We start from the raw sequence: 375 nt of genomic DNA on the forward strand, positions 1-375 counted from the left end.
CTGGAGGCCCTGGTCGCCGCCGCCGCGCTGCCGCTCGTGATCTACGGCTATCCGCTGATCGAAACGCTGCGCACCTGCCGCCTGCAAACTTCCGTCGATGCGCCCACGCGCTATGGCCGCGCGCCGATGAACACGCTCTCCGCCAGCGCGCGGCTGTGGACGCACGAAGACCGCGACATCGTGACGCCCGCCAATGACCTGCTCTACTTCTGCGGCTGGCTGAATCTGGCCGATGGTCCCGTCACGCTGCGCGTGCCGCCGCTCCGTGATGCCGACCGCTACTACGTCATCGAACTGCTCGACGCCCACACCAACAACTTCACGAACCTCGGGCCGCGCAACGTGCCGCTCACCGGTGCGGACGTGCAACTGCTC

At 67.7% G+C, this 375-nt stretch carries 1 protein-coding gene; it reads left to right on the plus strand.

Annotated elements, in window-relative coordinates; translation table 11 throughout:
- A partial coding sequence (locus AC1DKR_RS21410; RefSeq protein WP_478035224.1) for a DUF1254 domain-containing protein occupies positions 1 to 375 on the plus strand: 375 nt, incomplete at both ends.

This window comes from Stenotrophomonas sp. 01N47, assembly GCF_056399165.1.